Origin of the sequence: Litorivicinus lipolyticus (assembly GCF_009650135.1) — a bacterium.
Classification (GTDB): domain Bacteria; phylum Pseudomonadota; class Gammaproteobacteria; order Pseudomonadales; family Litorivicinaceae; genus Litorivicinus; species Litorivicinus lipolyticus.
Window position 1 is genome coordinate 265,643 of sequence record NZ_CP045871.1, and the last position, 25,242, is coordinate 290,884.

Annotated in this window: 30 protein-coding genes and 1 other RNA gene; 11 read left to right on the plus strand and 20 right to left on the minus strand. The window is 58.2% G+C overall.

All coding sequences use genetic code 11. From position 1 onward, the window contains the following. Positions 1–47: 47 nt before the first annotated feature. A complete protein-coding gene (yjeH, locus tag GH975_RS01380) occupies positions 48–1,301 on the plus strand; it encodes an L-methionine/branched-chain amino acid transporter (RefSeq protein WP_153712790.1) in 1,254 nt (417 codons plus the stop codon). Between the two features lie 258 nt (positions 1,302–1,559). Here the strand turns inward: yjeH and GH975_RS01385 are convergent, their stop codons facing one another. From GH975_RS01385 to GH975_RS01400, 4 genes are all read right to left on the minus strand, one after another. Beyond that, complete coding sequence (locus GH975_RS01385) at positions 1,560–1,796, minus strand: hypothetical protein (RefSeq protein WP_153712791.1); 237 nt, start codon at positions 1,794–1,796, stop codon at positions 1,560–1,562. A gap of 176 nt (positions 1,797–1,972) precedes the next feature. Next, positions 1,973–3,364, minus strand: coding sequence for an adenosylhomocysteinase (gene ahcY / locus GH975_RS01390; RefSeq protein WP_153712792.1), 1,392 nt, complete (start codon positions 3,362–3,364; stop codon positions 1,973–1,975). Positions 3,365–3,374: 10 nt separating this feature from the next. Then, the gene (gene metK / locus GH975_RS01395) at positions 3,375–4,535 is read right to left on the minus strand and encodes a methionine adenosyltransferase (protein WP_153712793.1); all 1,161 of its coding nucleotides are present in this window, start codon (positions 4,533–4,535) and stop codon (positions 3,375–3,377) included. Between the two features lie 82 nt (positions 4,536–4,617). Next, positions 4,618–4,839 carry a YgaP family membrane protein gene (locus GH975_RS01400; RefSeq protein WP_211365822.1) on the minus strand — a complete coding sequence of 74 codons (222 nt, stop codon included), beginning with the start codon at positions 4,837–4,839 and terminating at the stop codon, positions 4,618–4,620. 202 nt (positions 4,840–5,041) lie between these two features. Between GH975_RS01400 and tkt the strand changes: the two genes are divergently transcribed. The 5 genes from tkt to GH975_RS01425 are packed head-to-tail and all read left to right on the plus strand — an operon-like array spanning position 5,042 to position 11,224. After that, positions 5,042–7,036 (plus strand): transketolase, encoded by a 1,995-nt coding sequence (tkt, locus tag GH975_RS01405; protein ID WP_153712794.1) that lies wholly within the window; start codon positions 5,042–5,044, stop codon positions 7,034–7,036. After that, on the plus strand, positions 7,033–8,058 hold the full coding sequence (locus tag GH975_RS01410; RefSeq protein ID WP_153712795.1) for a type I glyceraldehyde-3-phosphate dehydrogenase: 1,026 nt from the start codon (positions 7,033–7,035) through the stop codon (positions 8,056–8,058). The genes tkt and GH975_RS01410 overlap by 4 nt, the downstream gene beginning before the upstream one ends. Before the next feature lie 5 nt (positions 8,059–8,063). After that, positions 8,064–9,212 (plus strand): phosphoglycerate kinase, encoded by a 1,149-nt coding sequence (locus GH975_RS01415; RefSeq protein ID WP_153714751.1) that lies wholly within the window; start codon positions 8,064–8,066, stop codon positions 9,210–9,212. 26 nt (positions 9,213–9,238) lie between these two features. Further along, on the plus strand, positions 9,239–10,303 hold the full coding sequence (fba, locus tag GH975_RS01420; RefSeq protein WP_153712796.1) for a class II fructose-bisphosphate aldolase: 1,065 nt from the start codon (positions 9,239–9,241) through the stop codon (positions 10,301–10,303). A gap of 3 nt (positions 10,304–10,306) precedes the next feature. Beyond that, positions 10,307–11,224 carry an alpha/beta hydrolase gene (locus GH975_RS01425; protein WP_153712797.1) on the plus strand — a complete coding sequence of 306 codons (918 nt, stop codon included), beginning with the start codon at positions 10,307–10,309 and terminating at the stop codon, positions 11,222–11,224. Here GH975_RS01425 and serA read toward each other — a convergent pair. Both serA and rpiA read right to left on the minus strand, forming a co-directional pair. Beyond that, on the minus strand, positions 11,221–12,450 hold the full coding sequence (serA, locus tag GH975_RS01430; RefSeq protein WP_153712798.1) for a phosphoglycerate dehydrogenase: 1,230 nt from the start codon (positions 12,448–12,450) through the stop codon (positions 11,221–11,223). The two genes, GH975_RS01425 and serA, sit on opposite strands and share 4 nt — an antisense overlap. 68 nt (positions 12,451–12,518) lie before the next feature. Continuing rightward, positions 12,519–13,190 (minus strand): ribose-5-phosphate isomerase RpiA, encoded by a 672-nt coding sequence (rpiA, locus tag GH975_RS01435; protein WP_153712799.1) that lies wholly within the window; start codon positions 13,188–13,190, stop codon positions 12,519–12,521. 62 nt (positions 13,191–13,252) lie between these two features. On the opposite strand from rpiA, the gene ilvA reads away from it, so the two are divergent. After that, the gene (gene ilvA / locus GH975_RS01440; protein ID WP_153712800.1) at positions 13,253–14,770 is read left to right on the plus strand and encodes a threonine ammonia-lyase, biosynthetic; all 1,518 of its coding nucleotides are present in this window, start codon (positions 13,253–13,255) and stop codon (positions 14,768–14,770) included. Here the strand turns inward: ilvA and GH975_RS01445 are convergent. Together GH975_RS01445 and GH975_RS01450 are read right to left on the minus strand one after the other, a co-directional pair. Continuing rightward, positions 14,759–15,409, minus strand: coding sequence for a LuxR C-terminal-related transcriptional regulator (locus GH975_RS01445; protein ID WP_153712801.1), 651 nt, complete (start codon positions 15,407–15,409; stop codon positions 14,759–14,761). The two genes, ilvA and GH975_RS01445, sit on opposite strands and share 12 nt — an antisense overlap. A 40-nt stretch (positions 15,410–15,449) precedes the next feature. Further along, positions 15,450–16,004 (minus strand): YecA/YgfB family protein, encoded by a 555-nt coding sequence (locus tag GH975_RS01450; RefSeq protein WP_153712802.1) that lies wholly within the window; start codon positions 16,002–16,004, stop codon positions 15,450–15,452. A gap of 59 nt (positions 16,005–16,063) precedes the next feature. Here GH975_RS01450 and GH975_RS01455 point away from each other — a divergent pair, with 59 nt between their 5' ends. The 4 genes from GH975_RS01455 to GH975_RS01470 all read left to right on the plus strand — a co-directional run bounded on the left by GH975_RS01455 (position 16,064) and on the right by GH975_RS01470 (position 17,329). Next, positions 16,064–16,273, plus strand: coding sequence for a hypothetical protein (locus tag GH975_RS01455; protein ID WP_153712803.1), 210 nt, complete (start codon positions 16,064–16,066; stop codon positions 16,271–16,273). Next, the gene (locus GH975_RS01460; protein ID WP_153712804.1) at positions 16,270–16,584 is read left to right on the plus strand and encodes a cell division protein ZapA; all 315 of its coding nucleotides are present in this window, start codon (positions 16,270–16,272) and stop codon (positions 16,582–16,584) included. Before GH975_RS01455 ends, GH975_RS01460 begins: the two co-directional genes overlap by 4 nt. Positions 16,585–16,621: 37 nt before the next feature. Next, a non-coding RNA gene (ssrS, locus tag GH975_RS01465) (6S RNA) lies at positions 16,622–16,803 on the plus strand. 4 nt (positions 16,804–16,807) lie between these two features. Beyond that, a complete protein-coding gene (locus GH975_RS01470) occupies positions 16,808–17,329 on the plus strand; it encodes a 5-formyltetrahydrofolate cyclo-ligase (RefSeq protein WP_153712805.1) in 522 nt (173 codons plus the stop codon). Here the strand turns inward: GH975_RS01470 and tatA (GH975_RS01475) are convergent. From tatA (GH975_RS01475) to hisI, 12 genes are all read right to left on the minus strand, one after another. Next, positions 17,326–17,511 carry a twin-arginine translocase TatA/TatE family subunit gene (tatA, locus tag GH975_RS01475; RefSeq protein WP_153712806.1) on the minus strand — a complete coding sequence of 62 codons (186 nt, stop codon included), beginning with the start codon at positions 17,509–17,511 and terminating at the stop codon, positions 17,326–17,328. The two genes, GH975_RS01470 and tatA (GH975_RS01475), sit on opposite strands and share 4 nt — an antisense overlap. Before the next feature lie 9 nt (positions 17,512–17,520). Then, entirely contained in the window at positions 17,521–18,276 is a 756-nt protein-coding gene (locus GH975_RS01480; RefSeq protein ID WP_153712807.1) for an ABC transporter ATP-binding protein, read from the minus strand. After that, entirely contained in the window at positions 18,273–19,031 is a 759-nt protein-coding gene (locus GH975_RS01485) for an ABC transporter ATP-binding protein (protein WP_153712808.1), read from the minus strand. Before GH975_RS01485 ends, GH975_RS01480 begins: the two co-directional genes overlap by 4 nt. A 9-nt stretch (positions 19,032–19,040) precedes the next feature. After that, positions 19,041–20,150, minus strand: coding sequence for a branched-chain amino acid ABC transporter permease (locus GH975_RS01490; protein WP_153712809.1), 1,110 nt, complete (start codon positions 20,148–20,150; stop codon positions 19,041–19,043). A gap of 1 nt (position 20,151) precedes the next feature. Beyond that, positions 20,152–21,168 carry a branched-chain amino acid ABC transporter permease gene (locus GH975_RS01495; RefSeq protein ID WP_153712810.1) on the minus strand — a complete coding sequence of 339 codons (1,017 nt, stop codon included), beginning with the start codon at positions 21,166–21,168 and terminating at the stop codon, positions 20,152–20,154. A gap of 84 nt (positions 21,169–21,252) precedes the next feature. Then, the gene (locus GH975_RS01500) at positions 21,253–22,605 is read right to left on the minus strand and encodes a substrate-binding protein (protein WP_153712811.1); all 1,353 of its coding nucleotides are present in this window, start codon (positions 22,603–22,605) and stop codon (positions 21,253–21,255) included. A 179-nt stretch (positions 22,606–22,784) separates the two neighbouring features. Next, positions 22,785–23,567 (minus strand): twin-arginine translocase subunit TatC, encoded by a 783-nt coding sequence (tatC, locus tag GH975_RS01505; RefSeq protein ID WP_153712812.1) that lies wholly within the window; start codon positions 23,565–23,567, stop codon positions 22,785–22,787. Beyond that, positions 23,564–23,974: a Sec-independent protein translocase protein TatB gene (tatB, locus tag GH975_RS01510; RefSeq protein WP_153712813.1), complete on the minus strand. Its 411-nt coding sequence runs from the start codon at positions 23,972–23,974 to the stop codon at positions 23,564–23,566. Before tatB ends, tatC begins: the two co-directional genes overlap by 4 nt. Positions 23,975–23,978: 4 nt before the next feature. Beyond that, positions 23,979–24,188, minus strand: a complete 210-nt coding sequence (gene tatA / locus GH975_RS01515) for a twin-arginine translocase TatA/TatE family subunit (RefSeq protein ID WP_153712814.1) — start codon at positions 24,186–24,188, stop codon at positions 23,979–23,981. 12 nt (positions 24,189–24,200) lie between these two features. Continuing rightward, complete coding sequence (locus tag GH975_RS01520) at positions 24,201–24,539, minus strand: histidine triad nucleotide-binding protein (RefSeq protein WP_153712815.1); 339 nt, start codon at positions 24,537–24,539, stop codon at positions 24,201–24,203. Continuing rightward, positions 24,536–24,856, minus strand: coding sequence for a phosphoribosyl-ATP diphosphatase (locus GH975_RS01525; RefSeq protein ID WP_153712816.1), 321 nt, complete (start codon positions 24,854–24,856; stop codon positions 24,536–24,538). The genes GH975_RS01520 and GH975_RS01525 overlap by 4 nt, the downstream gene beginning before the upstream one ends. Beyond that, the gene (hisI, locus tag GH975_RS01530; protein ID WP_153712817.1) at positions 24,853–25,236 is read right to left on the minus strand and encodes a phosphoribosyl-AMP cyclohydrolase; all 384 of its coding nucleotides are present in this window, start codon (positions 25,234–25,236) and stop codon (positions 24,853–24,855) included. The genes GH975_RS01525 and hisI overlap by 4 nt, the downstream gene beginning before the upstream one ends. Between the last annotated feature and the right edge of the window lie 6 nt (positions 25,237–25,242).

Consider the following 25,242-nt stretch of genomic DNA (forward strand, 5'->3'; position numbering starts at 1 on the left):
CATTGAACCCGCTTTGGCGCGGCGTAACAAGCGCATAAGGAAACTGTATGTCCCGATCCACCCCTCAGGTTGGCCTGCTTGGCGCATTGGTCATGTTGGCGACGTCGCTACTGGGCTCCAGCGTGTTCGTGGTGCCGGTGCTGGGCGTCCAGTTGGCCGGCCAAGCGTCGCTGGTGTCGTGGTTGCTGTTGATTGCCTTCATGTTGCCGATGGCCATGGTGTTTGGGCGTCTGGGTCGCGCGTTTCCGCATGCCGGCGGTGTCAGTCATTGGGCCAGTCGTGCCTTTGGTGGTCGCTTGGAATGGGTCTCAGCTTTGCTGCTGGTCGGCGTCATCCCAGTCGGTTTGCCGGCGGCGTTGCTGCTGACCATGGTGTTTGTGAACTATGCTTTTGCGCTTGATGGCACGGCCTCGTTGGTCGCCCAGTTGGCGGTGCTCGGCGCGGTGTATGGCCTCAATCGTGCGGGGGTGCGGGCCTCGGCGTGGGTGCAAACGCTGATTATTGTCGCAACCTTAGGCTTCATTGCTGTGCTGGCCTGGCGTACGCCGATCACGGTTGGCGCGTTGATTCCGGTGGCGACGCCCTCGGACCTGGGCGCTATTGCCGGCGCTGCCGGGTTGATGCTGTGGTGTTTTTTGGGGCTGGAAATTGTCGCCAACTTGGCCGAGGAATTTCGTAACCCCAGCCGTGATATTCCGCTCAGTGTGATTGGCGGCGTGACGCTGGCCGGCGCGGTTTACTACCTCTGTGCCAGCACCGTATTGGCGGCGGGCTTTGATCGCGTGCCGACGGATGCGTTGCTGGTGATTGCGGCGGATCGACTGGGGCCGGTCGGCGTTTACCTGTTGGCGCTGTTTGGCTTTTTGGCCTGTTTTGCCTCGCTCAACACCTACATCAATGGCTTTAGTCGTCAATTGTGGTCGTTGGCGGATGAGGGCAAATTGCCAGTGTGGTTAGCGACACGACGCGCGGGTGTGCCAACCGTCGCACTGAATTGCGTGATTGGTGTGTGTGCGCTGTCGACCCTGGTGTTCCATGCCGGTTGGTTGGATTTAAGCCAGCTCATTCGCTTGGCCAATAGCCACTTTGTGTTGATCTATGGTGTCGCCATGGCCAGCGCCGTGGTGCTGCTAAACGGGGTCGGGCGGGTGATTGCGTGGGCCGGTGCGCTGGCCTGTGGACTTGGGTTTTTGACCCTGGGCTGGGCGGCGGTATATGGCGTGGCGGTGTTTGCCGGGCTTTGGTGGATTGCACCGCAATCCAATAAAAAGGCGAGTTGGATAGCAACTACGAAGTCATAGATGGGCTGAGTCGTCCGCGCTTAATCGCTGGCAATAAAAAAGGGACCTATTCAAGTCCCTTTTCGTGATGGGTGCTTCAACGTGACCGCCGTATAGGCGAGTTTTACGAAGTACCGAGCGGCGTTACTCCGCGAAGTGCCTCGAAAAACCAACGTCACCCTGAATCATCGCCAAATCACTAGACATCAGATCACCTCCTATCATTTCGCCGCTAAAGACTGAGTAAACGTACCTCAGCTTTTCAGCGATGTGAAGGGCCTAAGCCGCGGGTCGGCTAAAGGTCTTGATCAGGGCCTCGCTGAACCCAGATTGACGCAGCTCGGCTTGGTGCGCCGCGCCACGGTGCTGGTCCCAGTCGGCAATTAAGGCTTGGATTTCAGCCTCTGAACCGAGCGCATGCACGCGTCCACTCAGATAGCGTGAACTGGGGGTTATGCCACGGCTGTAAAGGGCTTCGCATTCGTCAAATACCCAACGTTCCAGTGCAGTTTTCATAACAAAACTCCAAACAACCTCGTCGACTGGAAGCATAGTGCCACCATATTACAAAGCTGTGAATTTGATCATTAAACGCGGACTGAGATGTCAGCACCTTTGTGCCCACAAAAAAAGGGCCGCGGTCGAAACCTGGGCCCTTTATCGATGGCCGGCGCGAGCGCCGGTGGTATCGCCTAGTACTTGTAGCTTTCGGGCTTGAACGGGCCGGCAACCGGCACGTTGATGTACTTGGCTTGGTCGTCGGTCAGTTTGGTGATGACGCCACCGAACCCTTCGACCATAGCCTGGGCAACTTCTTCGTCCAGCTTCTTAGGCAACACTTCAACCGTGATTGCGGCGGCTTTCTGATCCGCCGGCAGGTTGGCGAAGTCGCGGTTGACCATTTCGATCTGGGCCAATACCTGGTTGGCAAACGAGCCGTCCATGATGCGGCTGGGGTGGCCGGTGGCGCAGCCCAGGTTGATCAGACGACCTTCGGCCAATACCAACAAATAGTCGCCGTCGGCGTCGCTACGGAAGACCTGGTGGACCTGGGGCTTGACCTCTTCCCAGCGCCAGTTGGCGCGCATGTACGCGGTGTCGATTTCGTTATCGAAGTGGCCGATGTTGCACACTAGCGCACCTTTTTTGATACCGGTCAGCATGGCGCTGTCGCACACGTTGACGTTGCCGGTGGTGGTCACCAGGATGTCGGTGTCGTTAAGCAGCGCATGGTTTAAGTCTTCGACGCGACCGGTGACGTTGCCGCCCTGGTAAGCCGAGACCAGCTCAAACCCGTCCATGCACGCCTGCATCGCACAGATCGGATCGGATTCGGTGACTCGCACGATCATGCCTTCTTGGCGCAGCGACTGGGCCGATCCTTTGCCGACGTCACCGTAGCCAATGACCAGCGCGCGCTTGCCTGACATCAGCATATCCGTGGCGCGTTTGATGCCGTCGTTCAGGCTGTGGCGGCAACCGTATTTGTTGTCGTTTTTGGCTTTGGTAACCGAGTCGTTGACGTTGATGGCGGGCACTTTAAGGGTGCCGGCTTCCAACATTTCGATCAGGCGATGAACACCGGTGGTGGTTTCTTCGGTGATGCCGTGGATTGAATCCAGCATCGCCGGGAATTTTTCGTGAACCATGCCGGTCAGGTCGCCGCCGTCGTCCAGTAGCACCGTCGCGTTCCACGGCTGGCCATCTTTAAGAATGGTCTGCTCGATGCACCACTCGCTTTCTTCGTTGGTTTGGCCTTTCCACGCGTAGGTCGGGATGCCGGCGGCAACCATGGCCGCGGCGGCGTGGTCTTGGGTGCTGAAAATGTTACAGCTGGACCAGCGAATTTCAGCGCCCAGTTCAACCAGCGTTTCCATCAGCACAGCGGTCTGAATGGTCATGTGGATGCAACCAATAATCCGTTGATTGGCCAGCGGCTGGCTGTCACGGTATTTGGCGCGCAATGCCATCAGGGCGGGCATTTCGCGCTCGGCCAGGGCGATTTCGCGACGGCCGTAGTCGGCCTGGCTAAGGTCGGCAACTTTGTAGTCACCATTCAATAGGTCTTGGGGGCGTGCGTTCATCATGCTCTCCTTAGAGGCCGGCGCTTTGGCGCAGGGCAGTGGCTTTGTCTGTTTTTTCCCAGCTCAGATCCAAGTCCGCACGGCCAAAGTGGCCATACGCAGCGGTCGGCTGGTAAATCGGGCGCTTCAGGTCCAGCATCGCGATCAGTCCGCGCGGGCGCAGGTCGAAGTGTTCGCGCACCAGTGCTTCCAGTGTAGCGTGCGAAACTTTTTCCGTGCCGAAGGTTTCAACGCTGATGCTGGTCGGTTCGGCAACGCCAATGGCGTAGCTGACCTGAACTTCGCAACGATCGGCGAGGCCGGCTGCGACAATATTTTTGGCCACGTAGCGGGCGGCATAAGCGGCGCTGCGGTCGACCTTTGAGGGGTCTTTGCCGCTGAATGCGCCACCGCCGTGACGGGCCATGCCGCCGTAGGTGTCGACAATAATTTTACGGCCCGTCAGGCCACAGTCGCCGACTGGGCCGCCAATCACAAATCGCCCGGTGGGGTTGATGTGATACAGGGTGTCTTCGTGCAGCCACTCGGCCGGTACGACCTTTTCGATGATTTCGGACTTAACCGCGGCCTGCAAGTCGGCCAAGCTGACGTCTTCGTCGTGCTGGGTTGATAACACGACGGCGTCAACGCCGACGATCTTGCCGTCTTCGTAGCGAAACGTCAGCTGGCTTTTGGCATCCGGGCGCAAAAATGGCAGCGCGCCGGACTTGCGGACTTGCGCTTGCTTGCGGACCAATTCATGGGCGTAATAAATCGGCGCTGGCATCAGCGACTCGGTTTCGTTGGTTGCGTAGCCAAACATTAGGCCCTGGTCGCCGGCGCCCTGGTCTTTGTTTTCGGCTTCGTCAACGCCAACGGCGATGTCGGCGGACTGTTTGCCGATACCGTTTAGGACGGCACAAGTATTGCCATCAAAGCCAAGCTCGCTGCTGTCATAGCCAATTTTCGTAACCACGTCGCGAACGATTTCTTCGATATCGACCCAGGCGTTGGTGCGGACTTCGCCGGCGACCATGACCAAACCGGTTTTAACCAGGGTTTCGACCGCAATCCGCGAATCGGTGTCTTCGGTTAACAGTGCGTCGACAATGGCGTCTGAGATTTGGTCGGCGACTTTGTCGGGGTGGCCCTCGGAAACAGATTCCGAGGTAAACAAGGTGGTGTCGGTCATGACTGGGCCTGCTCAATATGGACATCAAGACATTAATATATAAGCAAGTCTTTATGTTTGCAATTTTATGCCGCTGAAAATGTCAGGACTTCGGCGACTCCAGCGGGCAGGTATTGATGCCCAATAGGGTGTAAAGCCCACACCAGCCCGTGATTGCGGTCACCAGTGAAACCGCTGCAACAATGCCAAGCACCCATAGCAATGTGCCGCTTAACAGGCCGCCGGCCCAGGCTACAAAAAACACTACGGCGGGCACCAGCCGCAGCCTGCGATCAACGCTGCCGATGTTTTTAGTCAGTTTCATCGTTAATCTTCCTTAATTCTCGTTTGATTAGTATGCGCCGGTCAGCGTGGTCCTTGATACGGTCGATTGGGCAGTTTTTGGCGCGGATTGGCGCAAAATTTTCTCGCCTTATTTAAATCCTTGGTCGTGTCAGCAGGATTAGCCATTGAGACCCCCGCCGCGTTTTGGGACAATGCGCGCCTTCATTAAATGGGATCAACAAATGACCGATCGTCGTGAGCTCGCCAATGCCATCCGCGCGTTGAGCATGGATGCTGTTCAACAAGCCAATTCAGGTCACCCGGGGGCGCCCATGGGGATGGCAGATATCGCCGAAGTGCTGTGGCGTGACCACCTGCGCCATGACCCCAGCGACCCGAACTGGCCGAACCGCGATCGTTTCGTGCTGTCCAATGGCCACGGCTCGATGCTGTTGTACAGCTTGTTGCACCTGACCGGCTACGATCTGGGCATCGACGAGCTGAAACAGTTCCGTCAACTGCACTCGCGCACTCCCGGTCACCCGGAATTCGGTTATGCGCCGGGCGTTGAAACCACCACCGGGCCGCTTGGGCAGGGCATTGCAAACGCGGTCGGTATGGCGCTGGCGGAACAGGTCCTGGCGGCCCAGTTCAACCAAGACGGCCACGCCGTGGTTGATCATAATACCTATGTGTTTGCCGGCGACGGCTGTTTGATGGAAGGCATCAGCCACGAAGTGTGCTCGCTGGCCGGCACCCTGGGCTTGGGTAAGCTGGTGATGTTTTACGATGACAACGGCATCTCGATCGACGGCGACGTTGAGGGCTGGTTCACCGACGACACCAACAAGCGCTTTGAAGCCTATAACTGGCAGGTCATTGGCCCGATCGATGGCCATGACGCGGCCGCCATTGACGCCGCCATTGTCCAGGCCAAAGCCGAAACCGGCCGCCCGACCCTGATCCGCTGCAAGACCAAAATCGGGTTTGGCTCACCGAACAAAGAAGGCAAGGAAAGCAGCCACGGCGCGCCGCTGGGTGCCGACGAAATCATTGCCACCAAAGCGGCATTGGGCTGGAAGCACGGCCCGTTTGAAGTGCCCGCCAACATTTATGCGGCCTGGGACATGCGCGAAAAAGGCGAAAGCCTGCACGGTGCATGGGCTGAATCCATGGCCGACTACCGCAAGGCGCACCTGGCGCTGTCGGAAGAATTGGACCGTCGTTTGTCGGGCGATTTGAACGTCGATATCGAAGTCGAGGCGATGGCCTATGCGCGCCAATTGCAAAACGAAGCGCCCAAGGTGGCCACTCGTAAGGCCAGTCAGATGGCGCTGGATCATTTCGGTCCGATGGTGCCGGAGCTGTTGGGCGGCAGTGCTGACTTGGCCGGTTCCAACCTGACCATTTGGAAGGGCAGTCAGTCGATTGCGGCCGGCCAGTCTGGCGGTAACTACATCCACTATGGTGTTCGCGAGTTCGGCATGGCGGCGATGATGAACGGCATCGCACTGCACGGTGGGTTCGTGCCCTACGGCGGTACCTTCCTGATCTTTATGGAATACATGCGCAACGCCATCCGTATGGCCGCGCTGATGAAGCAGCGCGCGATTCACGTATTGACCCACGACTCGATTGGTTTGGGCGAAGACGGCCCGACCCACCAGCCGGTCGAACAAATTGCCAGCTTGCGCGGCACGCCGAACTGCGACTTGTGGCGCCCCGCGGACGCCGTAGAGACAGCGGTGGCATGGGGATCGGCAATTGCACGCGAAGATGGCCCGACCTGTTTAGCGCTTAGCCGCCAAGGGCTGCCGACATTGGCACGTCGCAATGTCGATGACATCGCCAAGGGCGCCTACGTGTTGGTGGATTGCGAGGGTGAACCGGACGTGATTTTGATCGCCACCGGTTCGGAAGTTGAATTGGCGGTGGCCGCGGCCGAGCGCACCGACGCGCGCGTTCGTGTCGTCTCGATGCCGTGCGCCGAAGCCTTTGAGCGTCAGAGCATGGAATACCGTGAGGCGGTCTTGCCCAGCGAAGTCAGCGCACGTTTGGCGATCGAAGCCAGCCACCGTGACTGGTGGTACAAGTACGTCGGTTTGGACGGCGAGATCATCGGCATGGACAGCTTCGGTGAAAGCGCACCGGCTGGCGCATTGTACGAGCACTTCGGCATTACCGTTGAGGCTGCGTTGGACTCGATTGAGCGTTTGACCGAACAGTTCGACGAGTGAGCGCAGGCGCGCCATTACGCTTCGGCATCAATGGTTTCGGTCGAATCGGCCGCTGTGTGTTTTGGGCGCTTCACCAGCGCGGGCTAAGCGATAGGCTGCACCTGGTCCAGATCAATGATCCGGGCGAGTTGGACACGCTGCGCTTGCTCGCGCGGTACGACAGTACGCACGGTCGTTTTGATGTGCCGGTGGCGCCAACCGACGACGGTTTTGAAGTCGCCGGTTTGCGTACGCGTTTTTCCAAAGCCGAATCGGTCAGCGACATTCGTTGGGACGATTTGGATTTGGTCATGGAGTGTTCCGGGCGCGATCCGGATCGTGCCCGGGCGCAGGGTCACTTGGCTCAAGGCGCCCGTCGGGTTCAGGTCGGTGCGCCGGCCGGCGCTGATATGCCGCTGACGTTGATTCGTGGCATCAACCACGACCAGCTAACCGATCAAACCCACTATTCCCTGGGGTCGTGTACGACCAATTGCTTGGGCGTGGTGTTTCAGGCGCTCAGGGGTATCGGCATTGACGCTGGCACCTACACCACCATTCATAGCTACACCAACGACCAGGTCCTGGTCGATGTAGCACACCGCGACCCCCGCCGTGCCAGGGCTGCGGCTCACTCGATGGTCCCGACCAGCACCAACGCACTGAACGCCTTGGAATGGGTGATGCCGACCATTGCCGGCAAGGTGGTGGGCTACTCGATGCGCGTCCCGACCCTCAACGTTAGTTGCGTGGACATGACGCTCCAACTCGATCAGCCTATGTCGCGTGACGAGATACAGTCGCGTTTCGTGGCGGCCGCGAACGGTGCCCTAAAGGGCCTGTTGGCGATCACCGACGAACCGTTGGTGAGCATTGATTTCTGTGGCCATCCCGCCAGCGCCATCGTTGACCTGGGCTTGCTCCAGGTGACCGGCAGTCTGGTCCGGATCGTGGCTTGGTATGACAACGAATGGGGCTATGCCAACCGCATGCTCGACACCGCTTTACAGCTACACGAATTAAACGCCAAGGAGTTTGCGTGAAACGAATGATCGACCTGGACCTCGCCGGCCAGCGAGTGCTGATCCGCCAAGACCTCAATGTGCCGATCAAAGATGGCGTGGTCACCTCTGACGCGCGGATTCGAGCGGCCCTGCCGACGCTGCGCCGGGCCTTGGATGCGGGTGCCGCGGTCATGGTCATGTCGCACCTAGGTCGCCCCGTTGAAGGCCAAGTGGCGGACGAATTTAGCCTGGCCCCGGTTGCCACGCAACTGGCTGGGCTACTGGGCCAGTCGGTGCGTTTGGCGCGCGACTGGATCGATGGCGTTGACGTCGCCCCGGGCGAAATCGTGCTGTGCGAAAACGTCCGGTTTTTGGCCGGTGAAAAGGCTGACGATGCTGATTTGGCAGCCAAAATGGCCGCCCTATGCGACGTGTATGTGATGGACGCCTTTGGTACGGCGCATCGCGCCCAGGCCTCGACTCACGGGGTCGGACTGAAAGCCAAGGTGGCCTGCGCGGGGCCCTTGTTGGCCGGCGAGCTGGACGCGCTCGAACAGGCCTTGGCGGCGCCAGCTCGGCCGCTGTACGCCGTGGTCGGTGGCTCCAAAGTCTCGACCAAGCTGGACGTGCTCAATCGTTTGTCTGAGTTGTGCGATGGCTTGATCTTGGGTGGCGGCATTGCCAATACGTTTTTGGCCGCGGCCGGTCATCCGGTCGGTGCCAGTCTGTACGAAGCGGACCTGATTCCGACCGCTCAGGCGCTGATGGCGAAAACCGATATCCCGTTGCCGACGGACGTACGTGTGGCCAAGTCGTTCTCGGCGGACGAACCGGCGGTCATCAAAGCGGTTGATCAGGTCAGTGATGACGACCAGATTTTGGACATTGGTCCAGACAGTGAGGTCCAATTACGTGCTCAGATCATGCAGGCGGGCACGGTCTTGTGGAATGGCCCGTTGGGCGTGTTTGAGTTTGCCAACTTCGCATCGGGAACCGAGGCTTTGGGCCGGGCGATTGCTGACAGTGATGCATATTCACTGGCCGGCGGTGGCGACACCTTGGCGGCGATTGATCAATTTGGTTTGGCCGATCATATTTCGTACATTTCGACCGGTGGCGGCGCGTTTTTAGAATACGTCGAAGGCAAGACGCTTCCGGCTGTGGCGATGTTGACTCAGCGCGCTCACGATTAACGGAACATTTTGTAAAGGACTCAGTCATGGCTCTTATTAGTTTGCGTCAATTGTTGGATCACGCCGCCGAACGCGGCTATGGCGTGCCGGCTTTCAACGTTAATAACCTTGAACAAATGCGCGCCATCATGGAAGGCGCTCACCACACCAACAGCCCGGTCATCGTCCAGGCCAGCGCGGGGGCACGTAAATACGCCGGCTCAAACTTTCTGCGCCATATGATTTTGGCGGCGATTGAAGAGTTCCCGCATATCCCGGTCTGCATGCACCAAGATCACGGCGCGTCGCCGGCCTCGTGCCAGCGCTCGATCCAGCTCGGTTTCAGCTCGGTGATGATGGACGGCAGTTTGCTGGAGGACCAGAAAACACCGTCCAGCTACGACTACAACCTGGATGTGACCCGGCGCACGGTCGAGATGGCGCATGCTTGCGGTGTTTCGGTCGAGGGCGAGTTGGGGTGTCTGGGTAGCCTGGAAACCGGCCAGGCTGGCGAAGAAGACGGTGTTGGCGCCGTCGGTACGCTCAGCCACGAACAAATGCTAACCGACCCCGAAGAGGCGGCGGATTTCGTCAAGCGGACCGGTGTCGATGCGTTGGCGATTGCCATTGGCACCAGTCACGGCGCCTACAAGTTCACGCGGCCGCCGACTGGCGATGTATTGGCGATCGAGCGGATCAAAGCGATTAACGCGCGGATCCCCGGCACACACCTGGTCATGCACGGCTCGTCCAGCGTGCCCCAAGAGTGGTTAGCCGTGATCAACGAGCATGGCGGCGACATTGCCGAAACCTACGGTGTGCCGGTCTCGGAAATCCAAGAGGGCATCAAGCACGGCGTGCGCAAGGTCAATATCGACACAGACTTGCGGTTGGCCTCGACCGGCGCCATACGCCAGTTCATGGCGGCTAATCCGAGCGAGTTTGACCCGCGCAAGTTCCTCAAAGCGTCGATCGATGCCATGCGTGACATCGTGATTGCACGTTACGAGGCCTTTGGCACCGCGGGCAATGCGGACCGCATTCAGGCGCTTGGCTTGGAAGCCATGGCGGATCGGTACCAAACCGGTGCGCTGGATCCGACGGTTAATTAAGCCGTGAGCCGGGTCCAGGCGCGTCCGTTTGATCCGGCCAAGCTGCGCTCGGCACTGGCACCATTTCCGGCGCCGCCACCGGCGGTGCTGGCCGATTTTTTGCAGCACTATCAGCTAAAACCCATCGCTATGGGCGTGGTCAGCGCCCCCCATCATGACCTGGTCAGTTACCGCTTCGAGGCGGCGACCCCGAAAGCTGAGTTGTTGTTTGTGATCGGCTATTTGGACCACGTCGGGCTATTTTCTAGCCTGATCGATCAGTGCGTCGCCATGGGCTACAACGTCACCGCCTTTGATCTGCCCGGCCAAGGGCTGTCCTCGGGCGCGCGCATGTGTGTGGATGACTTTGCACGCTATCGTGAGGCGCTTCAGCGGATGGTTCAGGTGTTGCCGGATGCCGACTTGCCGCGCTATGCGATGGGTCAATCGACCGGCGGTGGCGCGTTGTTGGATTTACTCAAAAGCCAGGGCAGGGCCCCGTTTCAACGCGTGCTGCTGCTGAACCCGTTGGTTCGTCCGTATGGCTGGTCGTATTTGCGCTGTGTGCACTGGGCGCTGAAACCCTGGTTGGCGGAAATTCCGCGGGCTCGCAGTGATGGCACTCATGACCCGGCGTTTAACGAGTTTCTGCAGCACGGCGATGGTCTCAAAAGCGCGGTGATACCGACCGCCTGGTTAACCGCGATGGTCGCCAATATGCACGCGTTTTTGGCCATGAAACCCTGCGATGGCGAGGGTGTGGTGGTGTTCCAGGGGACCGACGAGCGGACCGTGGATGCGCCGTGGAACCTTAAGCAAATCGTGCGCAAGTTTCCCGGAGTCCGGGTTCATTGGATTGACGGCGCGCGCCATCATTTGGCTAACGAGGCGCCGCAGTTTCGCCAACCCGTATTGGACGAGCTGGCGAAACAGTTGCCCTAAAACAGGCGGCGTACGCGGATGGTGTGATCAATGCTTTGCAGGCGATCCATGGCTTCTTCGGAATTTGACGCGTCGACATCGATGACCACATAGCCGATGGCGTCGTCGGTCTGTAGGAACTGCGAGCCGATGTTTATGCCGGCTTCGGCAAACACCGAGTTGATTGCGCTAAGTACGCCCGGCACGTTTTCGTGCACGTGCAGCAAGCGGTGGTGGTTCGGGTGCGGTGGCAGCGCCACCTCGGGAAAGTTAACGCTGGTCAGGGTCGAGCCGTTGTCCGAATAGCGGATCAGCTTTTCGGCCACTTCGATGCCGATGTTGACTTGGGCTTCCATGGTCGAGCCGCCAACATGGGGCGTTAGCAGGGCGTTGTCGAATGCGCGCAGGGGGCTGATGAACTCGTCGTCGTTGCCCTTGGGCTCGATCGGGAAAACGTCGACCGCCGTGCCCAACATGCGCTTTTCACGCAGCGCGTCAGCCAGGGCGTCGATATCGACCACGGTGCCGCGGCTGGCGTTGATCAGCACCGATGTGGCTTTCATCTTGGCAATTTCAGCCGCCCCGATCATGTTCTTGGTGCTGTCCAATTCGGGCACGTGCAGTGACACCACGTCGGATTTGGCGAGCAGGCTGTCGAGCGGGACTTGGCTTGCGTTACCCAGCGGCAATTTGGACACCATGTCGTGAAAAATCACACGCATGCCCAGCGACTCCGCCAGCACCGACAGCTGCGACCCGATTGAGCCGTAACCAATGATGCCCAAGGTTTTGCCGCGTATTTCGAAGCTGTTTTTGGCCGACTTTAACCAGCCGCCACGGTGGGCCACCGCGTTCTTTTCGGGAATGCCACGCAACAGGATGATGGCCTCGGCCAAGACCAATTCCGCCACTGAACGGGTGTTCGAATAGGGCGCGTTAAAGACCACCACGGCGTTGCGTTTGGCCGCGTCTAGGTCGACCTGGTTGGTGCCGATGCAAAAGCAGCCGGCGGCGATCAAACGATCAGCCGCATTCAGGACCTTGGCCGTCAATTGGGTGCGCGAGCGAATGCCGATGAAGTGAACGCCCTGTATTTTTTTGATCAGGTCGTCTTCGTTGAGTGCGGTGGGCAGCAATTCAACGTTGTGATAGCCGGCATCATGAAAGGCCTGGGCGGCGCTTTGATGGATGCCTTCTAACAACAGAATTTTGACTCGATCTTTGGCAAATGAGACGGGCGCGTTCATCGGATTCCTTGGGCTGGTCGAAAAAATCGGTGTCTCATATTAACAGATCAAAGTCGCGATCCGACAGCCTAAATCGAAAGGCTTTGGACCCCATCCGGCGTGCCCATCAACACCACATCGGCCCCGCGCAGGGCAAACAAACCGTTGCACACAACGCCGGGCAAATTGTTGATCGCCGCTTCCAAGCCTTTGGGGTCGGTGATGCTGAGGTTGTGGACATCTAAAATGACATTGCCGTTGTCGGTGATCACGCCTTCGCGGTAAACCGGATCACCGCCGAGCTTGACCAACTCGCGTGCCACCAGCGAGCGCGCCATCGGGATCACCTCCACCGGCAGCGGAAAGTTACCCAGCACGGGGACCTGTTTGCTGCCGTCGACAATGCAGATGAATTGCTGGCTGGCTTGGGCGACGATTTTTTCGCGGGTCAGGGCTGCGCCGCCGCCCTTGATTAGATTAAAACGTGGATCGAACTCATCGGCCCCGTCAACGTAGACTGGCAGTGTTCCGGCGGAGTTTAATTCTAAGACGTCGACGCCGTTGGCCTTGAGGCGTTGTGCACTGGCGTCGGAACTGGCGACCGCGCCCAAAAAATCATTGGCGTAGGGTTTCAACGCATCGATGAAGTGGTTGGCGGTGGAGCCGGTGCCAATTCCGATCACGACGTCCGCCGCCAGCATCGGTTTGACCAAGTCCAGTGCGGCCATAGCCACGGCTTTCTTCATTTCATCGGCAGTCATATCTGTCCCTCAGTGCGATTAGTCGAGGCAGGCTGTATGATGCGCCCTCGACAGGAGCCAGCATGCACAGCGAAACCATTAAGCGAATTCTTCAGGCGCGAGTATACGACGTTGCGATTCAAACGCCCGTAGATTCCTCACGATTTTTAGGGGCGCGTTTGGGTAACGAGGTGCTGTACAAGCGCGAGGACCTGCAACCGGTCTACTCATTTAAGAACCGCGGCGCCTATAACAAGCTGGTTAACCTAAGTGATGCCGAGCGCGCCGCCGGGGTAATTGCCGCCAGCGCCGGCAACCATGCCCAAGGTGTGGCCAAAGGCGCGACCGCGCTGGGCGTGCGCAGCACCATCGTGATGCCGCGTCCGACCCCGGCGATCAAGGTTGATTCGGTGCGCTCGCTCGGCGGCCAGGTTGTGCTGCACGGGGACACCTTCGACGAGGCCGCCGCGCATGCGCGCAAGCTGTGCGCTGAGCAGGGGCTGACCTTTATTCACCCCTTTGACGATCCCTTCACCATTGCTGGGCAAGGCACGATCGGCATGGAAATCATGCGCCAGGTCAACCACCCGATTGATGCGGTGTTTGTTCCCGTCGGTGGGGGTGGCATCGCCGCCGGCGTCAGTGCCTATATTAAGTACCTGAGCCCCGAGACCAAAATCATCGCGGTCGAAGCCGAAGACAGCGCGTGCTTAAAGGCGGCGATGGCAGCGGGTAAGCCGGTCACGCTGCCCGAAATCGGTATTTTTGCGGATGGCGTTGCGGTTGCCACCGTCGGCACGCACACCTTCGAGATCCTGAAAGACACGGTCGACGAGGTGGTGACCTGCACCACCGACGAAATGTGCGCGGCGATCAAGGATGTGTATGACGACCTGCGCTGCATTACCGAGCCGGCCGGCGCCTTGGCCGTCGCCGGCATGAAAAAGTACGTGGAGGCGCATGCCATTCAGGGCCAGCGTTTAGTCGCGGTGGTGTCCGGCGCCAATGTTAATTTCGATCGTTTGCGCCATGTCAGTGAACGCGCGGAAATTGGCGAGCGCCGGGAGGCGATTTTATCGGTCGCGATTCCCGAGACGGCCGGCAGTTTCCGGCGTTTTTGTTCGATGATTGGTGATCGCAACATCACCGAATTTAACTACCGTTTTGCGCGCGCCGACCAGGCCCAAATTTTCGTCGGCTTGTCGTTGGACCCGGTCAGTGGTGACCGCGAGGCGTTGATTGCGGATTTAAACGCGGCCGGTCTTAAGGTCACTGATCTGACTGATAACGAAGTTGCCAAGGTGCATATTCGGCACATGGTCGGCGGGCACGCGCCCCAGGCCGGCAGCGAGCGTTGCTACCGCTTTCAGTTCCCGGAACGGCCGGGCGCGCTGCTGAAGTTTTTGGATCGGTTGGGCGGGCGTTGGAATATCAGTGCATTCCATTACCGTAATCACGGCGCCGCCTATGGCCGTGTGCTGGCGGCACTGCAGGCGGACGCCAGTGAAGTGGCTGAGCTCGAGCATTACCTAGCGGATGTTGGCTATCAGTTCTGGGACGAAACCGACAACCCGGCCTTTACTCAGTTCCTAGGAAGCTGACAGCTCGGGTTGTGCTGGGGCGGCAATGGTATCGGCATCGAGCATTTGTTGGCCGTCGATACCGGCGTGGTACAGCGCTTGGATTAACCGGCGGTAGCGCACCACGATGTCGCGAAAGGTACCGTCGTTCAGTTTACGCGTGACGTTGTAGCGGTGGGCTTCAACCGTGCGCGGGCTGGAATGATTCATGGCGGCCAAGTCGTTGGCGGAATCATAAATCAGCGAGCCGCGAATGATGCTGCGCTCTTTTTTGGTCAGTCGCGTCCAGTTGTACACCAGTGAGCCGTGCTGGCTCATGATCTCTGAGATGGCGGCTGCGCGCGAGGCACAGTGGCTGTACGAGGTGCTCATCTCTTCCGCGCTCATACCCAAGGTCCAGACCGCGCGGACCCCGTATTCAAAGGCTTGATTAGTCTCGGTGATGCTGGGGTTTTGGCACAGTGCGATACATTGCGCCAAGGGATACTTGGCAAGCATGTCGCGGATGCCTTGCAAGCCGAACTGCATGTAGTCGATTGCGACAATGTCGCCGGGACGGACTTGGCCGTCGGCGCTGGGAATTAGTGTTTGAATGTTGGCGTCATGGGCGATGTGATCGTGCCACCAGGCAGCTTTGTCAGATGCAATGTATATGTCCATGTGACATAAAGTATATTACTGAGAGCCGCCCCGGCAATCGCTAATGTGCGGTTGCTGAAATTTTTTCGGTGCTATTCGCCATATGCCGTTCAACGAACAGCAGGTGTGCGGTCATACGTGCGTACTCGTAAACTTCTTCCAGGTCGCTGCCATCGATACGGTCTTCGCCGTCCAGCGCGACGTGGCTAATGGCGACCATGTCCTCGAGTGCCTGCTGCGTTTCAGGCGAGTCGGTGCGAGTGTCACCGGAAAAGCCGACGCCCAGTAAAAAGCCCTGGCACCAATTGGCAAGATCGGCAAGGCGCAAATCCAAATCGTCGCGCTCAATTAGCGGTACTAGGCCAAAAGACTCGGATTCTAGTTGCGCTAAGGTTTGACCCCACAGGGCCTCTAGGAGCAAGCTGTGGGATTGTAGCGACTGATCCATGACATCCGACAGCTTGGCCAACATTGCCGCAGGTGTCGGCGCCTCGCCGGCGGCCATTAAACCGCAAAGGCTGCCATGAAATTCAGCGACGCTAAGGTCGGTGTCCCACTGTGCTAACGCGCCGTGGAGTTGTTCGCTTAGCTGGGTCTGGTCTAGGTCCAATTGCATTGCCCCCTTGGGTTAATGTTCCTAGACTAGCAAACGTCAAAAAACTTGCAGGGAAAACTGTGGACCACAGCCCAATTTCAAAGCTTGAATCACAGGTTGAGTCCTTAGCTGAGCTCTGTGACACACTGATTCGGGACAATAAGGCCCTGCGCCTGGAACGCGAGCAGTTGCGCACCAAGGTCGCGCGATTGGCCGTTAAACAGGAAAAAGCACGTGACCGGCTCAATCAAATCGGCGAACGCATTAAAGCCATGGAGTCGAGCGCATGAGTGATAAACAGACCATCAGTGTTCGAATTGCCGGCAAAGACCACAAGCTGTCGTGCGAACCGCAGGACGCCGCTAGTTTGGCGGCGGCGGCCCAGGCGGTTGACATGCGAGTGGAAAAGTTGCGCGCCTCAAGCTCGCAAATTACCAGCGAGCGGGCGATGGCCTTGGCGGCGTTGGACATCGCGTTTGAGTACGCCAAATTGACCCAATCGGGGCATTCTCACAGCACCGTCGATGCCGGCCGTATCGAAAAGTTGAATCAGCGCTTAGATCAGGCCATTGAATCGATTCAAGGCGCATTGGACGTCTGAAATTCGCTGTGAGTTTTCAGCACATGGCGTATAATGAGCGTTCCTGGAGTGTTTGCCAGCGAGCTGTGGTCCCTGAGCCGATGTTATTAAATCAGGAATTCCTGAGTCATCATCCGGTGAGCATGTCCGCACGACGGAAAGCCTATGGGTTGACCGGGTCTTCCACCTTGAACCTTTGGGTTCAAGGGCTAGGCAAGCAGCGGCACTTCCGGGCCTTATTGGTATGCTGACGCCTGTTCAGGCGCGCAGTCTGGGTCTAAACCGCCGGCGTCAGTTAGCGCCGGCACGTCGCGCCGTTTACAACGCACAACTTCAGTCGCTGACCGCATCCTTGCCGGGTCGCGTGGCCGCGTACTTGGCATTGCCGGACGAAGCTGCTCCCTGGTGTTTTGCTAAAACCGCTTATCTGCCAGTGATCCAACCGGATCAAACGCTTAAGTTTCGGCGCTATCGACACGGCGACCCACTTGAACGCGGTGCTCTGGGTATCTCGGTGCCGTCATCCGGCCCTCTATTAGACGTCGCCGATATGGATTGGGTGCTGGTGCCCTTGACGGCGATTGATGGGGTGGGGGTGCGCACCGGTCTGGGCGGTGGCTTTTACGATCGCACCTTACTCAATACGCCACAGTCGCGGCGCGTTGGCGTGGCCTATCCGGGCCAGCGTGTCGATCGTATCGCCGCGCAGCCCTGGGATGTTCCGCTGGGGCGCCTGGTGACGCCCGCGGGATGGACGCGCTTTTAGCGCGCGTCGCTGGATTCGGCTGGTTTAGCCGTTGAATCGTCGTCACTCATGGCCTTTTTAAAGCCCTTAACGGCGCCACCCAGATCGCCACCCAAGCCTTTCAGCTTTTTGGTGCCAAAGACCATGATCAAAATGGCCAGCACAATCAGCAGCTGCCACACACTCACTCCACCAAGTCCCATGTGAACTCCTTAAATGGCCAAATAGTTATGACGTAACTCTTCGTCGTTGAGGACTTCCTCGGCGCTGCCGTCATAGACCACCGTGCCGGTGTCCAAGATCACGGCGCGATCGGCCAGCTTCAATGCCGCCACGGCATTTTGCTCGACGATCACGGTGGTGATGCCTAACTCTTTGATCTCGCGCAGCGTGCGTTCGATTTCTTGAACGATGACCGGCGCCAAGCCTTCATACGGCTCGTCCAACAACAGCAACTTGATATCCCGGGCCAAGGCGCGCCCCACCGCCAGCATTTGCTGCTCGCCGCCGGACAAGGTGACGCCTTCCTGATTGCGGCGCTCTTTTAGGCGTGGGAACAGGTCAAAGATACGCTCGATGCTCCACCCAATTGGCTCCTCAATTTGCGCCAACTGCAGGTTTTCCTCGACCGTTAGGCCTTGGATGATGCAGCGGTCTTCGGGCACCAGCGCGACGCCATTTTGGGCCGCTTCGTAGGTGGTCATGGTGTGGACCGGTTTGTGATCCAGCCAGATCTCGCCTTTTTTTAGGGCCGGATCGTCGCAGCGGGCAATCGCGCGTAGTGTCGAGGTCTTGCCGGCACCGTTACGCCCCAGCAAGGCCAAGATCTCGCCTTCGTGGATGTTGAAGCTCACGCCTTGAACAATGTACGACTCGCCGTAATACGCGTGGATGTCGTGGCAGGAAAAATAGGCCGGCGCCGTGCCAACGTTTTTGCCGCGAACGGCGTCTGTGGTGACGGTGCTCATACTTCCGCGCCTCCTAGGTAGGCTTCTCGAACCCGTGGGTCGGTTTTAATTTCTTCGGGCATTCCTTCGCAGATCACGTGGCCTTGGGCCAGTACGCTGATGCGCTGGGACAGCGAGAACACCACGTGCATGTCGTGTTCAATAATCGCCATGGTGATGCCGCGGCTGGCGATGGTTTGTAGCAGGTCAATGGTGTTGTTGGTGTCCGCACGCGCCATGCCGGCGGTCGGTTCGTCCAACAGCAACAGTTTCGGATCCTGTGACAGGCACATCGCCAATTCCAGACGGCGTTTGTCGCCGCGCGATAGCGATGCCGAGTGGACGTCTTTTTTGCCCCACAAGTTGACGTCAGCCAGGTAGTGCTCGGCTTTCTCTAAAATGTCGGCCTGGGCATCCGAGCGCGCCCACAGGGTCGGTTTGAAGGCGCCGTCACGATGCGCCAACAGAGGGATCATCATGTTCTCCAGGATCGTCAGCTCGCCAAAAATTTCAGGCGTCTGGAACACACGCGAAATGCCGTGCTGGTTAATCTGGTGCGGTTGCACACCGATCATGTCTTGGCCGTTAAACATGACGCTGCCGGTGTCGGGCACCAGTTTGCCAATGATGGCGTTCAACAGCGTCGATTTGCCGGCGCCGTTCGGGCCGATGATGGCGTGAACCGTGCCTTCGTTAACTTTTAGGTTGACGTCGTCCAGGGCCTGCAGGCCGCCGAAGGATTTATTGACGCCGGATATTTCTAATAGAGTCGACATATCAATTCCTTAGTTGGACGCGCTGAAGCGTTTACGGATGCGCGCGATGCCTTCCATGATGCCGCCGGGCAAGAAGATCACCACCATCATGAACAGCAAGCCCAGCGTCAGGTGCCAGCCTTTGCCGACAAACAGTGAGGTCACAGTCACCAGCACATTCGCCAAGCCGTCCGGCAAGAAGCTGTAAAAGTCCGCCAGTACCGTGGTGTTGATGGCCGAGAAAATGTTCTCGAAGTATTTGATCACCGCCGCGCCCAAAACCGGGCCAACCAGGGTGCCAACGCCGCCCAAGATGGTCATCAAGACGACCTCGCCTGAGGCGGTCCACTGCATGCGCTCGGCGCCCGCCAACGGATCAACCGCGGCCATCAGGGAGCCTGCAAGACCGGCATACATGCCGGAAATGACGAAGGCTGTCAGTGCGTAGGGCTTGGTGTTCAACCCGGTGTACATCATCCGCTGCTGGTTGGTTTTGATACCGCGCAACATGCTGCCAAAGGGCGATCGGGTGATGCGCATGGCGACGTAGAATCCTAGGATTAGGAATACCGCACAAACATAAAAGCCGGCCAAGCCGTCAAAGGCACTCAGCTCTAGGCCGAACAGGTTGGTGCTGGGGATGCCTTCACCGGCCGCTGTTGCCGCATCCCACGAGCGTGGGTCTTGGCTGGACAGCTGCAGGCCGGTTTCACCGTTGGTGATCGGGGTCAGTACCGAGTAGGCCAGGTTGTAGCTCATTTGAGCCAATGCCAGGGTCAAGATCGAGAAGTAAATCCCGGTTCTGCGCAGGCAGATAAAGCCAATGACCAGCGCAAACACGCCTGAGATCGCGACCCCAAATAGCATCGCCGGGAAAATGTTCATGGTGTACAGCTTAAAAATCCACACGGTCGCGTATGAACCGACACCGATGAACGCGGCGTGGCCAAACGACAGGTAGCCGGTCTGACCAAACAGGATGTTGAACCCAATCGCAAACAGGCCAAAGATGGCGAATTTTTGCATCAGATCCGGATAGGCCGCACCAAAAGGCTGCAGCCACAGGGGCATCAACAGGACGGCTGCAGCGAACAGCAGCACCATCAGGTTGTCTTTGTTTTTCGTCGCAGTAGCTTGCATGTTAAGACTCCATCACGCCTTTACGTCCCATCAATCCGCGCGGACGAACCAGCAGAATGATCATGGCCACCAAATAGATAATGATTTGGTCGAGCCCGGGAATAATTTGTTTAACTTCGTTCATCGAGGCGAATGACTGCAGGATGCCGAGCAAGAAACCGGCCGCCACCGCGCCCGGCAGCGAGCCCATGCCGCCGACTACCACGACCACGAATGACAGCACCAAGAAATCCATGCCCATGTGGTAATCCGGCGGCAGAATCGGCGTGTACATTAAACCGGCCAAGCCCGAGACCACTGCGGCCAGGCCAAACACGACGCTGAAGCGCTTGGTGATGTTGATGCCCAGCAGCTGAACCGTTTCACGGTCGGCCATGCCGGCACGTACGACCATGCCAAAGGTGGTGAATTGCAAGAACGCAAACACCGCGCCGATGATCAAAAAGCTAAAGGCCAGGTAGACCAAGCGCCAGACCGGGTAGACGATGTTGTCGCCCATGCCAAACAGGGCGCCGACGTTGGCGGTGCCGCTGAACAGCTCAGGTGCCGGCTGCGGTAGCGGGTTGGCGCCGTAGGTGGCTTTGACAATCTCTTGAATGACGATGGCCAAGCCAAAGGTCACTAGGATTTGGTCAGCGTGCGGGCGGCGGTAGAAGTGGCGAATCAGGCCACGCTCCATCACCAGACCGACCATCAGCATCGCAGGAATCGCAAATAGAATAGAAATGGGCACCGACCAATCAATGATGGTGGTGCCGGTCTCCCCGAGCCACAGCTCTAGGTAGGGCACTTCTTTGAAGGCCTCGAAAAAGGTCACGGACTCGTCCTTGACCTTGACCGATAGTGTTAGCAACTGGCGAATGGTAACCGCGCAAAAAGCGCCCAGCATGAATAAGGCACCGTGGGCGAAGTTGACCACGCCAAGGGTACCGAAAATTAGGGTCAGACCGAGGGCGATCAGCGCATAGGCGCCGCCCTTATCTAAGCCGTTAAGAATCTGTAGGAGTATCGCGTCCACGACAACCTCTGTTTTTATCAGCGTTTTTTGGAGCAGAGATGAGGACGCCCGAAGGCGCCCCCGTATTGCCTAACTAGGCGGGTCTTAGACCTTGTAGGGTCCGAGTTCGCCGGGGTAGGTGTCCTCTGGGTACTCGACCTTCGCGCGCGGCACGATTTGCTGAACGTCTAGCAGATCGAACTGGCTTGACGGATTTTCGTTACCACGTACGACCAACACGTCCTTGAAGCACTGGTGATCCGCGCCGCGGTAAAGTGTTTCGCCGTTACCCATGCCGTCAAAGGTGTGATCTTCCAACTGCTTGATCACTTCTTCGGGGTTGAATGTGCCGGCACGTTCGACCGCGTCTGCGTACAACATGGTCTGGCAGTAGCAGGTGTGCGCTGCCTGTGAGGGCGGGAAGCCATATTCCTGGCCGAACGACTTGACGAATGCGCGTGAGCCTTCGTCTTGCAGTTTCCAGTTCCAACCGGTTGAACCCAAGATACCTTTGATGTTTTCGCCAGCACCCTGTGCCATCAAGCGTGAGAACAGCGGCACAACGATTTGGAAGTCCTTGCCGTTGACTTGCTTGTCACGCAGACCGAATTGAATGGCCTGGGTCAGTGAGTTGACCATGTCTTTGCCGTAGTGGTTCAAGACCAGTACGTCGGCACCGGAGTTCAAAACGGGGGTGATGTACTGTGAGAAGTCACCGGCGCCAACGGGCGTACGAACCGCCGCTTTGGTCTGCCAGCCAGCCTGGGATGCGGTGAAGTCTTGGATCGACTTCTCTTGTGACCAGCCCCAGGTGTAGTCAGCCGTCAGGTGGTAGACCTGGCGATCGCGGCCGTATTCGGCTTCCAGTACGGGGGCCAATGCGGCACCGGACATGTGGGCGTTGAAGAAGTGACGGAAGCCATAACGGCGACGGTCTTTGCCGGTGGTGTCGTTAGAGTGGGTCAAGCCGGCCATGAAAATGGTGCCCATTTCTTGGGCCAGTGACTGAACCGCGATCGCCACGCCTGACGATGAACCGCCAGAGAACATGATGACGCCGTCTTTTTCGATCATGCGCTTGGCCGAAGCACGGGCCGCGTCTGATTTGGTCTGGGTGTCACCGGTGACGTATTCGACTTTCTTGCCCAGGATACCGTTACCTTTCAGGCTTAACGGTTTCATGGTGTTCATCATGCCGCCGTCGCCTTCACCGTTCAGGTGTTTGACGGCCAGTTTGAACGCGCGCAATTCGTCGGCGCCTTCGTCGGCGTAAGCGCCAGACTGGGGAACGTTGAAGCCGAGTTTAACGGTGGCTTGGTTGGTCGGGTCGTTACGGAACGCGCCGGCCGCTGTGGCGTTGGGAATGAACAGGCTCGGTGCAACAGCACCTGCTGCGGTGGCAGCAGCACTGCCTTTTACAAAGGTACGACGTGAAAAATCAGATGATTTTGTAGTCATCACTTCCTCCAAATTAGCTCAGTTATTGTTATTCAAGCGACTCGTTAAGGAGGCGCAGGAGCGTGAGTCGTTGTTGATTCACGCTGGCAAGCTAACGCGAGGATGGGGTTCGCGACCATTAGACATATAGGGATGAGACCAAGGGCGCACGCATATGGTGCGCCGCGCAACGGGCGGTGCTAGCGGTCGTCGGTTTGTTGAAAGCCGCGCTCGATTTCGTCGTCGACGGCGTCGATCGGATCGGGCTTGTGCGTCAGCCGTCCCAGCAGTAGGCCGACTTCGAACAGGGCATACATGGGCACTGCCAAAATGGTTTGGCTGATGACGTCAGGCGGGGTTACCAGCATGCCGACGACGAAACAGGCGAGGAATACATAGGCACGCTTGGCTGCCAGTGCGGCCGGTTCGACCATGCCGGTGCGGATCAGCAAAAAGATCGCCACGGGGATCTCGAAGGCCAGTCCAAACACAAAGAACAAGGTCAGCACGAAGCTTAAGTAGGAGTTAATGTCGGTCATGACCTGGACACCGTCCGGGCCGATCGCGGTAAAGAACCCAAACACCAGTGGCAGCACAACCGCGTAGGCAAAGGCCAACCCGGAATAGAACAGACCGACTGAGGACACCATCAGCGGCAGCATTAACTTGCGTTCGTTGTCGTACAGGGCCGGGGCGATGAAACCCCATAACTGGGACAGCAAAAACGGCATGGCGACGATCACGGCGACCCACAGTGTCAGCTTGAAGGGCGCCAAGAAGGGCGATGCGACCTCGGTCGCAATCATGCTTGCGCCCTCGGGCAGGATGTCTTGTAAGGGCGCGGCGACAAAGGTGTAGATGTCGTTGGCAAAAGCGACCATGCCGATAAACAGTACCGAAATCACAATCACCATGCGCAACAACCGATCACGCAGTTCGATTAGGTGGTCGATTAGCGGCATATCCGATTTAGTTTGGCTCATGGTCGTTTGTCTGCTTCGCTCGGGCTATCGTCTTGGGCCTTCGGATTAACCGGCGAGGGCACGCTGGACAGGTCGGTCTCGGTGAAACTGGCCGGATCAAAGGGTGCCGGTTCCGGCGCGTCGGTGCTTGAGTCGCCGGCGTTACTGGGTGCCAAGATGTCCTGGGTTAGGGCGCGTCCGAATTCGGACACGTCATCGCCCAGTTTGCCGTTGGCTTTAAGGGATGCACGGATTTCGTCGGCCGCCAGTTCGCGCTGGACATCAGCTTGAATGGTGCTGACGCTGCGCTTGATCTTGCCGATCCACATGCCAGCCGTGCGTGCCGCCTTGGGCAGGCGTTCGGGACCAATCACGATCAAACCAATGACCGCAATTAAAACGATCTCGGTAAAGCCAACGTCGAACACTCAGTTAGGCCTTTTTGTCGGTGTCGTCAGCCACTTCGGATTTCGCTGTGGTGTCGTCTTCCGCCGCCTTGTCTTCACTCATGGCTTTTTTGAAGCCCTTAACCGCGCCACCCAGGTCGCCGCCCAGCCCCCGCAGTTTTTTGGTGCCAAAGACCATGATCAAAATGGCCAAAATAATCAGTAATTGCCAAACGCTAACGCCGCCGATGCCCATGTGGGATCTCCTTTAAGACAGGGCCGCCATTTGGCGACCACCGAGAATGTGAAAGTGAATGTGGTAGACCTCTTGGCCGCCTTCGGGCCCGGTGTTGACGACCGTGCGAAAACCGCGTTCAAGGCCTTGATTGCGCGCGATTTCGGGAATGCGCGTGACCATATGCCCCATGATGGCTTCGTCCGCCGGGCTGACGTCCGCCAACGAGGCGATGTGCTTGCGTGGAATCACCAACAGGTGCGTCGGAGCTTTCGGATCGATGTCACGAAAGGCGATGCAATGCTCGTCTTCGTAGACACGATCGCTGGGGATGTCGCCGTTCAATAGCTTGCAGAACAGGCAGTCACTCATGTCGGGCTCCGGTTGGCTTTTTCCGTTAACCCACTTTGGGCAAAACGTCGCTCTAATTCTTGGGTTACATCCTGCGCCGATAACCCCATGTGACTCAATGCCACCAAAGAATGAAACCAAAGATCCGCCGCTTCGTATATAGCGTTGACTTTGTCGTCGTCTTTGCAGGCCAAAATAAACTCGGTGCCTTCCTCGCCGACCTTTTCCAGGATCTTGTTCAGTCCTTTGTGGTGCAAGCTGGCAACGTAGCTGGATTCGGGGTCGCCGTGGCGGCGGCTGTCGAGGACGCTTTGCAGCTGGATCAGTGCGTCGTTCATTCGCCGCCTCCGTACATTTGTTCGTGTGTCAGCTGGGGTGTGGTCATTTCACGTTCGCCGTCGGCATCAAGCTGGAAATAGAAGCAGCCACGACGGCCGGTATGACAGGCCACGCCGTGTTGGTGGACTAGCAAGAGCAGGGCATCACGGTCGCAATCGGCCTGGACGCTTTTAACGGTCTGAGTATGTCCGCTGGTTTCACCTTTGCGCCATAGCGCCTGGCGGGATCGCGAAAAGTAAACGGCAACGCCTTGTTCCAAGGTCAAACGCAATGACTCGCGGTTCATCCACGCCATCATGAGGACTTCGCCGGTGCTAGCGTCCTGGGCGATGGCCGGCATCAGCCCGTCGGCATTCCATGCCAGGGTGTCTAGGTTCATGGCGGG